The 10,581-nt window shown below is 36.4% G+C and carries 19 protein-coding genes and 2 pseudogenes; 17 read left to right on the top strand and 4 right to left on the bottom strand.

The annotated features are described in order from the left end of the window. The 5 genes and pseudogenes from H3V00_RS11185 to H3V00_RS11170 form a co-directional block, all read left to right on the top strand. Positions 1–510 (top strand): RHS repeat-associated core domain-containing protein (locus H3V00_RS11185; RefSeq protein ID WP_198208127.1); only part of this gene is annotated, 510 nt, incomplete at its 5' end. A gap of 10 nt (positions 511–520) precedes the next feature. Then, positions 521–799, top strand: coding sequence for a hypothetical protein (locus H3V00_RS11180; protein WP_198208125.1), 279 nt, complete (start codon positions 521–523; stop codon positions 797–799). A gap of 122 nt (positions 800–921) precedes the next feature. Further along, positions 922–1,011: pseudogene (locus tag H3V00_RS11590) on the top strand (hypothetical protein); the annotation flags it as partial. A gap of 57 nt (positions 1,012–1,068) precedes the next feature. Then, entirely contained in the window at positions 1,069–1,944 is an 876-nt protein-coding gene (locus tag H3V00_RS11175) for an RHS repeat-associated core domain-containing protein (RefSeq protein WP_370570108.1), read from the top strand. Between the two features lie 17 nt (positions 1,945–1,961). After that, positions 1,962–2,282 (top strand): hypothetical protein, encoded by a 321-nt coding sequence (locus tag H3V00_RS11170; RefSeq protein WP_198208121.1) that lies wholly within the window; start codon positions 1,962–1,964, stop codon positions 2,280–2,282. Between the two features lie 114 nt (positions 2,283–2,396). Here H3V00_RS11170 and H3V00_RS11165 read toward each other — a convergent pair whose 3' ends face one another. Further along, positions 2,397–2,612, bottom strand: a complete 216-nt coding sequence (locus H3V00_RS11165; protein WP_198208119.1) for a hypothetical protein — start codon at positions 2,610–2,612, stop codon at positions 2,397–2,399. 39 nt (positions 2,613–2,651) lie between these two features. Here H3V00_RS11165 and H3V00_RS11160 point away from each other — a divergent pair, with 39 nt between their 5' ends. Genes H3V00_RS11160 through H3V00_RS11150 form a run of 3 tightly spaced genes read left to right on the top strand, consistent with a single transcriptional unit; the run spans position 2,652 to position 3,721 of the window. Continuing rightward, positions 2,652–2,993: an RHS repeat domain-containing protein gene (locus H3V00_RS11160; RefSeq protein ID WP_198208117.1), complete on the top strand. Its 342-nt coding sequence runs from the start codon at positions 2,652–2,654 to the stop codon at positions 2,991–2,993. Between the two features lie 15 nt (positions 2,994–3,008). Next, entirely contained in the window at positions 3,009–3,398 is a 390-nt protein-coding gene (locus H3V00_RS11605; protein WP_198208115.1) for a hypothetical protein, read from the top strand. 14 nt (positions 3,399–3,412) lie between these two features. Then, positions 3,413–3,721: a hypothetical protein gene (locus tag H3V00_RS11150; protein ID WP_198208113.1), complete on the top strand. Its 309-nt coding sequence runs from the start codon at positions 3,413–3,415 to the stop codon at positions 3,719–3,721. Between the two features lie 49 nt (positions 3,722–3,770). Here the strand turns inward: H3V00_RS11150 and H3V00_RS11145 are convergent. Next, positions 3,771–4,852: pseudogene (locus tag H3V00_RS11145) on the bottom strand (IS481 family transposase). 75 nt (positions 4,853–4,927) lie between these two features. On the opposite strand from H3V00_RS11145, the gene H3V00_RS11140 reads away from it, so the two are divergent. Then, on the top strand, positions 4,928–5,248 hold the full coding sequence (locus H3V00_RS11140; protein WP_025330848.1) for a hypothetical protein: 321 nt from the start codon (positions 4,928–4,930) through the stop codon (positions 5,246–5,248). A 254-nt stretch (positions 5,249–5,502) separates the two neighbouring features. Here the strand turns inward: H3V00_RS11140 and H3V00_RS11515 are convergent, their stop codons facing one another. Beyond that, positions 5,503–5,898 (bottom strand): hypothetical protein, encoded by a 396-nt coding sequence (locus H3V00_RS11515; RefSeq protein WP_232335995.1) that lies wholly within the window; start codon positions 5,896–5,898, stop codon positions 5,503–5,505. On the opposite strand from H3V00_RS11515, the gene H3V00_RS11135 reads away from it, so the two are divergent. From H3V00_RS11135 to H3V00_RS11100, 8 genes are all read left to right on the top strand, one after another. Further along, positions 5,791–6,453, top strand: coding sequence for an RHS repeat-associated core domain-containing protein (locus H3V00_RS11135; protein WP_232335996.1), 663 nt, complete (start codon positions 5,791–5,793; stop codon positions 6,451–6,453). The two genes, H3V00_RS11515 and H3V00_RS11135, sit on opposite strands and share 108 nt — an antisense overlap. A gap of 2 nt (positions 6,454–6,455) precedes the next feature. Further along, positions 6,456–6,755 (top strand): hypothetical protein, encoded by a 300-nt coding sequence (locus tag H3V00_RS11130; protein ID WP_025315290.1) that lies wholly within the window; start codon positions 6,456–6,458, stop codon positions 6,753–6,755. Between the two features lie 158 nt (positions 6,756–6,913). Continuing rightward, positions 6,914–7,708, top strand: coding sequence for an RHS repeat domain-containing protein (locus H3V00_RS11125; RefSeq protein ID WP_025330845.1), 795 nt, complete (start codon positions 6,914–6,916; stop codon positions 7,706–7,708). Between the two features lie 3 nt (positions 7,709–7,711). After that, positions 7,712–8,128: a hypothetical protein gene (locus H3V00_RS11120; RefSeq protein ID WP_198208111.1), complete on the top strand. Its 417-nt coding sequence runs from the start codon at positions 7,712–7,714 to the stop codon at positions 8,126–8,128. Positions 8,129–8,652: 524 nt separating this feature from the next. Beyond that, positions 8,653–9,423 (top strand): RHS repeat-associated core domain-containing protein, encoded by a 771-nt coding sequence (locus H3V00_RS11115; RefSeq protein WP_198208109.1) that lies wholly within the window; start codon positions 8,653–8,655, stop codon positions 9,421–9,423. Then, positions 9,423–9,908 carry a CPCC family cysteine-rich protein gene (locus tag H3V00_RS11110; RefSeq protein WP_025330843.1) on the top strand — a complete coding sequence of 162 codons (486 nt, stop codon included), beginning with the start codon at positions 9,423–9,425 and terminating at the stop codon, positions 9,906–9,908. The genes H3V00_RS11115 and H3V00_RS11110 overlap by 1 nt, the downstream gene beginning before the upstream one ends. Before the next feature lie 64 nt (positions 9,909–9,972). Continuing rightward, the gene (locus H3V00_RS11105) at positions 9,973–10,245 is read left to right on the top strand and encodes a hypothetical protein (protein WP_025330842.1); all 273 of its coding nucleotides are present in this window, start codon (positions 9,973–9,975) and stop codon (positions 10,243–10,245) included. Between the two features lie 10 nt (positions 10,246–10,255). Next, positions 10,256–10,513, top strand: coding sequence for a hypothetical protein (locus H3V00_RS11100; RefSeq protein ID WP_198208131.1), 258 nt, complete (start codon positions 10,256–10,258; stop codon positions 10,511–10,513). Here the strand turns inward: H3V00_RS11100 and H3V00_RS11095 are convergent. Next, a partial coding sequence (locus H3V00_RS11095; RefSeq protein WP_144340592.1) for an integrase core domain-containing protein occupies positions 10,463–10,581 on the bottom strand: 119 nt, incomplete at its 5' end. The two genes, H3V00_RS11100 and H3V00_RS11095, sit on opposite strands and share 51 nt — an antisense overlap.

The raw sequence follows: 10,581 nt of genomic DNA, 5'->3' as shown, positions 1-10,581 counted from the left end.
CAACAGAACCTGAGGTATCAGGGACAGTATTTAGACAGAGAAACCGGACTGCACTACAATACTTTCAGGTACTACGATCCGGATATAGGACGCTTTACCCAGCCTGACCCGATTGGGTTAGCCGGTGGCTTTAATCTTTATCAATATGCGCCTAATCCGCTAATGTGGATTGATCCATGGGGATTGCGCCGTAGTTGTACACCTAAACGTACTAAACATGTACCAAATCGTCATATAAGGCGACATAACAAAATTGGTAAAAGTAAATATAATTCAAAGGAAAAAAATTATTTCCAATCTAAAAGTAAATATAAAAAACCTAATCAATATCGTAAGCTAGAAAATAGAACTATGAAAAATCCAGATAGAGTTATTCAACAACGTGGTGGAAGAATTCGTTATGAAAAGGACTATGATCGTGTAATAGGTACAAGGGGAGAAAAAGGGCATATTGTTATTTATGATCCCAAAAAAGATAAAATAATTACATCTTATCCAACCAATGAATAGGGTTAATATAATGTTAAATTTTTCATATTTATCTGATACTGATGGAAGTAAACCATCGTTACTTTTAAGCGACAAAAGTATTGAATTGTTAAATGATGCACTTTTCTATTTAGAAAAAAAAACTGGAATTTTTATTGATCCTTATGGTACAACAAAAGTTTATCCTGACCATCAAAAAATCCTAATTAATTATTTATCAAATAATAAAGACAATGAAATAAAAAAATTATTAGCTTATTTGAAAGAAGCAGTTTCTCAAGATGAAGTAATACTAGCAGATGGAGATTAAAAATTGAGTATTCAGTTAAAAAATTATAATTATTAAGATATAAATATCAGTACAATACTCACGGACATACCTGCAGCAAACAAACCGTCAGCGGTACCCAGTATTACCATTACGATGCCGAACACCGCCTGACCGAAGTGCGTATCGAACAGCTGAACCATACTGAACGTTATGGCTACGTCTACGATGCATTCGGCCGGCGGATTGAAAAACACCGGCTGGACCAAGACGGCAAGCCATGCAACCGCACCACCTTCCTGTGGGACAGGATGCAGATGATTCAGGAAAGCAGCGCAGACAAACGGCAGAGCCTGTATCTGTATACTGACGAAGGCAGCTATGAACCGCTGGCGCGGATAGACCGGACCGGTAATCAGGAACAACAAATCTACTACTTCCATACCGACCTGAACGGCATGCCGGAGGAACTGACCGATGCAAACGGTAAAATACTGTGGGAATGTAGCTTTCAGTTATGGGGAAAGCGGATTCATGAAATCGAACACGAACCCATAGAGCAAAACCTCAGATATCAGGGACAATATTTAGACAGAGAAACTGGCTTACATTACAATACGTTCAGGTATTATGATCCGGATATAGGTAGATTTACCCAGCCAGACCCGATTGGGTTGCTGGGTGGGTTTAATCTGTATCAGTATGCGCCTAATGGGTTTACTTGGATTGATCCACTTGGTTTGAGCTGTAGTTTTGATAGTAAGTCGAATCGTTGGCGTAATAATGAAACAGGACGTTTTAACAAACGTCCGACTGATCCGTCAGAATTAGTTCATAATGGTCAGATTAAATATAATGACGTTACTAAATGGGCTAACCAAGGTGGTATTTCTAATCAGTGGATGTCTTCATCACAATTCCCATCAGGAGGTTTTAAATATCAAACAAACTCCAATGGAATTACATATTCAGTACATGGACATGGTACAAACCCTAATGCTGTAGCTAGATATCCGAGTTCAAATGCTGCAAAAGACCCCACAGCTTCAATTACGACACGTCCTACTGGTGGGGCTCATTCGGCACAAACCAATACATTATTTAATGGAACAAAAGTGAATAGTAGAGGAAGAGATGATGTGCAAATGAACCAGTCACATATTCCATTAATAAATTCTCCATTTTAATTTTTAGGTAAATAGCAATGATTCGAAAAATATTAAATGACATAAAAAATGGCCCAACCATTTTAACACTATCTCAAATAATAGATATAATAAAGTCTCTTCAATTACTTAAAGTTGAGGAAATATTAAAAAATGACAAAGATTTTTTGGAAATATTAGATTTATTAGTTGAGTCTTATTCTGATTCTGCAATATTTGAAGTTAATAATAATAATAAATTTTTTTTAGAAAAATTTAGTGATTGGCTACTTAAATTAGGAAAAAAATATCCAATTGGTAGAAATAAAGATGATTTAAGCTCATATTCAGATATTTTTTTTAAAAGAAATGTAAAATAAAAGTAGAAGTGATACTAAAAATCTTCTTGATATTTTTAAATTTATTTTTTTACATATTTTCTAGACCGAAGAGGGACAGAAGAATACAACTACAACCTGATTCGCTGTAACCAGCTACTGCATTTCAGAGGGCACCACTACAGCTATGACGAGCACGGCAGAGCCCAAACCAAACAGACCATCGGTGCTACCCAGCACTACCACTACGACGCCGACCACCGCCTGAGCGAAGTACGCATCGAACAAACAGGCCGCAGTCAGCGTTACGGCTACGTCTACGACGCCCTTGGCCGGCGTATCGAAAAACATCAGATAGACCGCGAAGGCCAACCCTACAACCGTACCCGCTTCCTGTGGGACGGCTTAAGAATGATTCAGGAAACCGGCTCGAATCACCCCACCAGCCTGTATATCTATACCGACCAGAACAGCTATGAACCACTGGCACGTATAGTCACAGACGGCAATCAAGAACAACATATCCGCTATTTCCACACCGACCTGAATGGCTGTCCGGAAGAACTTACCGATGCAAACGGTAAAATACTGTGGGAATGTAGCTTTCAGTTATGGGGAAAGCGGATTCATGAAATTGAGCACGAACCCATAGAGCAAAACCTCAGATATCAGGGACAATATTTAGACAGAGAAACTGGCTTACATTACAATACTTTCAGGTACTATGATCCGGATATAGGTAGATTTACTTAGCCAGACCCGATTGGGTTGCTGGGCGGTTTGAATCTGTATCAGTATGCGCCTAATGGGTTAACTTGGATTGATCCACTTGGTTTAATGCTCTTATATAGAGGTATGAATCTTGCAGAATACGATGAATTAATGAAAACTGGAAAGTGGACATCACCTCCAAGCACCTTAGAAGGAAAATGGTTTGCTGAGTCCTATAAAGATGCTGTTACATGGGGTGAAAAAATGGGACATGGTGGTGATTTCCGTGTCGTTCAGGTTAGCGTTCCTGATAATATAGCAGATGCAGCCTATAAAAATCCTCGATTAGATGGTATAGGAAAAGCTAGATTTATTGATAATGTAGTCCTTAATAAGGCTAAAATAAAGCCTAAATGGAGTAAATATATACATCAACCAAAATGTTAACGAGGAGAAACAAAATGGAAAATTGCAGAGTTAATGTCAAAATTTATTGGACCCCTATACAACAAGGTGGAAAAAAAACTCTTCCCCTAAATATAAAATACTATGTTATTACTAAACCAATGGAAGGTAAAAATGGCGATATTTCATCTTGGTCATTAGTATTAAATGTTAAAAGTTACGAGCTAGTAGAATCCACTCAAAGAATAGGTTTAGGAGAAGCCTATTTTTTAATGGAAGATGCACCAAGCTTTTTACTTAAGAAAGGATTTATGATGAATATTTATGAAGGACCTAAACTAGTTGGTACAGTTGAAGTTCTATGACTATTTATACTTATGTGTACTAGCTCAAACTTAATCTGACAAATACTACCTACTCATCGGCATTCGTTCTAACACAATGACTGTCTGATGAGTAAAATAAATTCTCTAGCTGCTTTTCTTTAGCCAGTCCTTTTGTCTCTACCCAAGTTTGCCAAGGTGTCTTACCATAACAGTATTTCCCTGAATGTGCTCTTTCCCGATTGTAAAACTCTAGCCAAAGCTCAATATCTTGTTGTATCTCTTTCAGTTCTGTATATATTTTACGTCTAAACATAACATCATAACATTCGGTCTTCATCGTCTTATGGAACCGCTCACAGATACCATTCTTTTGCGGACTGTAAGCTTTTGTTTTCGTATGCTCTATATCCTCCAAATTCAGATACAGTTCGTATGCATGACGCTCTTTATGACCGTTATACTCACTTCCTCTATCCGTCAGAATTCGTAAAAGCGCTACCTGCTCATTATCAAAAAATGGTATCACTTTATCATTGAGCATATCCGCAGCAACTAAACTGTTTTTCTCCGTATATACTTTAGCAAATGCCAGTCTTGAATAGGTATCAATAAACGTTTGTTGGTATATTTTCCCAATCCCTTTAATATGACCAACATAATATGTATCTTGTGCGCATAAGTAACCAGGATGCTGGGTCTCAATTTCACCTTGTACCTCTCGCGCTGCTTTCGCTTTCTCTAAAGCTTGTAGCTGGCTTTCTGTTAACACAAGCCCTTCCTGAGCTACTTTTGTTTCCAGAGCGATCAGCCTTTTTTTGAAGCTTTCTAAATCGTGGCGTAACCAGATTGAACGTAGCCGCTACCAGAGACCATTATTCCTTGCAGACGTAGCTGATTAGCTACCCGATGTTGCCCATAAGCAGGAAATTCATAAGCCATATTAACGACAGCCTGCTCAATATGAGGCTCTACGCGATTTTTCTCTATAGGTTTTTTGCGACTTATTTCCTGAAGAGCTAATTCTCCACCCTGTTCATAGAGTTTTTTGAAGCGATAATAGCTGTCGCGACTATATCCCAAGACTTTACAGGCTTGCTGAACGTTACCTAACTGTTTAGCGAGTTCTAAAAGTCCTAATTTTGGTTTAATTATTTTTGCAGATTGATTCATTACTGACACTCCATTATTGGTTTAAAATACACTAAATGTCAGATTAAATAAAGACTACTACAAGTGAGAAAAAATATGAAACTGATATCAATTCGAGAAGTGCTCTCTAATCCTGATAAAATCCCTCAAACTTGGTTTTATCTTCCTCCAGATAAAACTACTTGGAACCTCGATACACTAGGTGTTTTTTCATTGGATAGTTGGGATTTTCCTCCAGATTCGGATGAATACCTACCAAAGCAAGTTAAAAATGATAGTTGGATAGAGACTTTAGATGGTGCTAGTATTGAAGATGTTATTGATTATGCTAAACAGCAATTAGATAATGCATCATTAGAAGATTTATTCAAGTCTTTTATGTTTTACTACGAAAATGATGCGTTCATGGATTTTTAATGAAAATTATATTATTAACCTCTTTAAATATGTAAAGCTAAATTTTAGTTATTAATCTATTAATTTAGCGTGTAATTTATTACCTAGGTTAAAGCAATCAAAATTAGTACAATATTTGTTAACTTAAAGAAGACATTGATTCGTTATTAAATGACTGAAAAAATTACAAAAGTATTTTTTCAGTCATTTGATTTTAATTACTAATTAAAGTCTATTCATAAGAGTAAATTGTAGTACAAATCTAGACAGAGTATTCAGTAAAAAAACACAGCAAACACGGCCAGACCGATTACCGCTATGATCACACCGGCAGAATCGAAGGCTGTCGCAATCAGAGATACTGGGAAACCCTGCAATATGATGCCGCTGCCAACCTGCTTGAAAGCAAATACCGAGAAGACTACAGCAATCACAACCTGATTCGCTGTAACCAGCTCCTGCATTTCAGAGGACACCACTACCGCTACGACGAGCACGGCAGAACTCAGACCAAACAGACCATCGGCACAACCCAGCACTACCACTACGATGCTGAACACCGCCTGAGCGAAGTACGCATTGAGCAAACAGGCCGCAGCCGGCGTTACGGCTATGTCTACGACGCCCTTGGCCGGCGTATCGAAAAACATCAGATAGACCGCGAAGGCCAACCCTACAACCGTACCCGCTTCCTGTGGGACGGCTTAAGAATGATTCAGGAAACCGGCTTACATTACAATACTTTCAGGTACTATGATCCGGATATAGAACGCTTTACCCAGCCAGACCCGATTGGGCTGCTGGGTGGGTTTAATCTGTATCAGTATGCGCCTAATGGGTTGACTTGGATTGATCCGTGGGGTTGGAGTTGTACTCCCAATAAAATTAATTTAACGAAAGCTGGTGTCAAACATGTAAAAAATAGACATGTTGGAAATAAAATTGGTTGGGAGCATAAAAGTAAATGGACTTTGAATAATGCTGAAATGAAAAGTACTGTAAGAAATGTTTTTGGGAAACCAGATAGAATAATCAAAGATGGTGACCGATTTATATATGAAAAAACAATGCCTAATAAAATAGTAGGCGTCACTCCCGAAGGTACCAACTTAAATAAAGCTAGAGTTGTAGTGGAGTCTAATGGTGATTTAGTTACTGCCTTTCCACAAGAAGTATTTAAAGATATGAAAGTAACAGATATTTTAATTTTTTCAAAGCAGAGGTAATTATGGGATTGGATATATTAGTAATTTTTGAGAATGGAGATAATAATAATTTTGTTATGAGTGAAGAACTACATTCTGAAATATTTAGCTCATCAACCCGCTGGAGTAGTTTTAAAGAGTTAAAAAAAATAAAAGATTACTATAAAGTAGATATTAATTTTAATTCTAAGTGTTCCAATAGCTTTTTGTCTGAATTGGTTGAAATTAGAGAAAGGATTAAAACTAAGAGGAATGAACTTGATAAATTAATAATTAATCTAGATAAAAGGAAAATAAAGAAATTAAGGATAACTGGAGATTAAAATTCATTAAATGTGTTCAACATTATAAATAATTTTGCAGCATTATGCGATTTATACAGGTGCTGAAAAAGTGTACTTGACCAGAGTATGGAAAACATCAGATAGACCGCGAAGGCCAACCCTACAACCGTACCCGCTTCCTGTGGGACGACTTAAGAATGATTCAGGAAACCGGCTCGAATCACTCCACCAGCCTGTATATCTATACAGATCAGAACAGCTACGAACCACTGGCGCGGATAGACACAGACGGCAACCAAGAACAACACATCTACTACTTCCACACCGACCTGAATGGCTGTCCGGAAGAACTTACCGATGCAAACGGTAAAATACTGTGGGAATGTAGCTTTCAGTTATGGGGAAAGCGGATTCATGAAATCGAACACGAACCCATAGAGCAAAACCTCAGATATCAGGGACAATATTTAGACAGAGAAACTGGCTTACATTACAATACGTTCAGGTATTATGATCCGGATATAGGTAGATTTACCCAGCCAGACCCGATTGGGTTGCTGGGTGGGTTTAATCTGTATCAGTATGCGCCTAATGGGTTGACTTGGGTCGATCCGTGGGGATGGAGTTGTGGTGTTGTAAAACCCCGAAAAGCGTCTCAATTGCCTGTAACAAAACCAGGAACAAAAGCATGGCAAAAAGCAGTAGAAAAATTAAGGATGGCTAGAGGACATGCAACTGATAATGATGGCAATAACATTCACAATATACGTGTTCCAAATCAGCGCGATGCTCGACAGCTAATTGAAGAGGCTTTTGGTAAAGGCTTTCCACATAATAAACCTCAAACCAAAACTGGAAACCGTGGCTATGAATATCATAGACCTCCAGAATCTACAGTCCCATTTGATAATGATCTTCAACACATAAAATGGTATGACTGGCAGACTAAACAAGGGGCAGACGGACATGTATTTTATGATATATGGAATTAATTTATGGACCTATTATTTTCGACATATACTCATTTTTTTGGTACAAACATTGAGTACGATAAAGCAATAGAAATTAGAAAAGTTATTATTCATACTTTCAGAAAACCTTTTATTAAAAAAGATATGAAGACTCATGGTCCTTTATGGAATCAATATATAGCGCCCAAAGGAGCGATTGATATTACTAATCTTGATACAGATAAAAATATACAGGGTTATGTATTAGTCGATGGAAAAGGAAAAAATATGTACTTATTTTTATCTTCTTTGAAAAACTTTTTATCATATCTAGAAAATAGAAATGATGGTTTATTTCCTGCTATCTATTTTGTTAATAAAGATTTTACCTTTTGTCTTGGAGAAAATGGCGAAAGAGGGACAATGCAACCTATTTATGTTTATAAAGGGGTAAAAATCTAATAAAAGCGGTGATTTTATTATTAAATACGATGAAAATGGAATATAAGTTTTATTAATAGATGAGTTAATTGCGGATATGGCTAGAAGAGATTGATGTCTATAACTAGTTATATATCAATTATATGTTTTTTGAATAAAATAAAGAAATTCTTATAGGTAAACAAGATATTTTAGAAATATGCTTTTATTTTTTACTTTAACATCTCAGGGATATTATGATTTTATGAATTATACTATATATTATATTAATAATATATCATATAGTTATAGCTTTATAATGATTCGACTCTTAGAGAGCATAGAAAAATTTAAATTAAATAACAAACCAAACAGACCATCGGCACAACCCAGCACTACCACTACGATGCTGAACACCGCCTGAGCGAAGTACGCATTGAGCAAACGGCCGCAGTCAGCGTTACGGCTACGTCTACGACGCCCTTGGCCGGCGTATCGAAAAACATCAGATAGACCGCGAAGGCCAACCCTACAACCGTACCCGCTTCCTGTGGGACGGGCTGCAGATGATTCAGGAAAGCAGCGCAGACAAACGGCAGAGCCTGTATCTGTATACTGACGAAGACAGCTATGAACCGCTGGCACGGATAGACAGAAACGGTAATCAGGAACAACACATCTACTACTTCCATACCGACCTGAACGGCATGCCGGAGGAACTGACGGATGAAGCCGGTGAAATTGTGTGGGAATGCTCATACCAGCTGTGGGGCAAACCGATACAGGAGATTGCCCATAGAGAGATACAACAGAACCTAAGGTATCAGGGACAGTATTTAGACAGAGAAACCGGACTGCACTACAATACTTTCAGGTACTATGATCCGGATACGGGCCGCTTTACCCAGCCTGACCCGATTGGATTAGCCGGCGGATACAATCTTTATCAATATGCGCCGAATGCGCTGATGTGGATTGATCCATGGGGGTGGAGTTGTGGTATTGCCGATTCTATAAATTGGAAAGGTTTTAATCCAAGAAAAAATCCATCAACAGGTAAAAAAGGATTACAAACACATTTTGAGAAGCATGGACACGAGTTTGGCAATATTACTCAAAATGAATATCTAATAAAAGCTAAAGAATTTGCAGGCAAACCTTTAACTTCGACAATGCAGGAAATACAAGTTGGTAATTATGTAATTAAATATGATAAAAGTACTGGTGAAATGTTTGTAGGTCATATAAAACAAAGAGAGATTCGAACTTATTATATAGATGATAAGCGAAGTATAGATCCATTCCAAGATGCAATTAACTTAGCGCGAGAAAAATAATGTGTATAGAATTTCTTCATAGTGAAGTAGTAAATTTTTTAAATTATAACTCTTTATTTACTTTAAATTTAAAAGATAGAACAATTACATTATATGAAGATGGATTAATCGATGAAGAATCTGCAGAGTTGTCTAAGAAGCAAATATTTAATAAAGAAATTTTGTATTCCTATCAAATCTCTCCTTTAATTAGAAACAAATACTTAGAAAGTAAAATTAAAGAAATTACCGGTAATGATATAAAAATAATTGATCATCCAGATAGTGAAATTACTGGTATTTCTTGTATCTCATGTAGATACATCGTATACGAAAATTTTGATGAATCTATTTTTGAAATATGCCCAGTTTGTTATTGGCAAACAGATACACTGGATGAACATGGATATAGTAGATTAAATAAAGCTTATTTAAGTACTTATAAAAATACTTCTTCGTGTAAAGAAAAAATAAAGCAATTTCAAGATATCTATGTAAGAAAATAATATATTTATATAATTAGTATGATTACAAGTACTAAAATCAGAAAAAAATGCAAAGCAAGCATTATTGGGTAATAAAAAATTGCAAGTAAAAGTTCAATCGAGTACTGATGCTAAAGCCTTCTTAAACGAAGTTCATGGAAATATGAATCGTTATAAAGCACATACACAAAATAGAAGGTCTGATGGGGTAGCTATATATCCTAAAGGATATGAACAGCATATGAGTCAAGAGGATGGTATAGTAATACTCCACACATTAAATGATATAATAGAAGAGAAAATTGGTATACTGAGAAAAAAATCAGAGAGATTTTATAAAAAAATTAGCAAATGTTAATGGAGATATCATGCAACAAGTATATGAACTTATACCTTCATCAAATGAAAATAGTGGTATCAAATTTGGTGGAGGAGCATTTATTGATGGCCAGTGGCCCCAAAATCCATTAGGTGAAAATTTAACATTATTATTCACAATTGATAATGATAAATTATCTGACTCTATTAGTGGAATTGTAAATACCCCATTGTTAGCACACAAACCAAGTAGAAAATCATGCTATTTGTTTCATATTTCTATATTCAATGGGTGTCATATTATTTAATGCTTCATGCGGTCTTTCTGTGTTATATATTTCTAACCATTCTTCCGTTATTTTTCTTGCTTGTTCCA

The sequence above is a fragment of the Snodgrassella sp. W6238H11 genome (assembly GCF_016100525.1).
Taxonomy (GTDB): domain Bacteria; phylum Pseudomonadota; class Gammaproteobacteria; order Burkholderiales; family Neisseriaceae; genus Snodgrassella; species Snodgrassella alvi.
This window is presented reverse-complemented; position numbering and strand designations above follow the sequence as displayed.

Coding starts and splice junctions, on each gene's coding strand:
- H3V00_RS11160 (WP_198208117.1), top strand. CDS start 2,652: ATGATTCAGGAAACCGGCTCGAATCACCCCACCAGCCTGTATATCTAT.
- H3V00_RS11180 (WP_198208125.1), top strand. CDS start 521: ATGTTAAATTTTTCATATTTATCTGATACTGATGGAAGTAAACCATCG.
- H3V00_RS11130 (WP_025315290.1), top strand. CDS start 6,456: ATGGGATTGGATATATTAGTAATTTTTGAGAATGGAGATAATAATAAT.
- H3V00_RS11120 (WP_198208111.1), top strand. CDS start 7,712: ATGGACCTATTATTTTCGACATATACTCATTTTTTTGGTACAAACATT.
- H3V00_RS11115 (WP_198208109.1), top strand. CDS start 8,653: ATGATTCAGGAAAGCAGCGCAGACAAACGGCAGAGCCTGTATCTGTAT.
- H3V00_RS11170 (WP_198208121.1), top strand. CDS start 1,962: ATGATTCGAAAAATATTAAATGACATAAAAAATGGCCCAACCATTTTA.
- H3V00_RS11175 (WP_370570108.1), top strand. CDS start 1,069: ATGCAGATGATTCAGGAAAGCAGCGCAGACAAACGGCAGAGCCTGTAT.
- H3V00_RS11140 (WP_025330848.1), top strand. CDS start 4,928: ATGAAACTGATATCAATTCGAGAAGTGCTCTCTAATCCTGATAAAATC.
- H3V00_RS11150 (WP_198208113.1), top strand. CDS start 3,413: ATGGAAAATTGCAGAGTTAATGTCAAAATTTATTGGACCCCTATACAA.
- H3V00_RS11125 (WP_025330845.1), top strand. CDS start 6,914: ATGATTCAGGAAACCGGCTCGAATCACTCCACCAGCCTGTATATCTAT.
- H3V00_RS11110 (WP_025330843.1), top strand. CDS start 9,423: ATGTGTATAGAATTTCTTCATAGTGAAGTAGTAAATTTTTTAAATTAT.
- H3V00_RS11100 (WP_198208131.1), top strand. CDS start 10,256: ATGCAACAAGTATATGAACTTATACCTTCATCAAATGAAAATAGTGGT.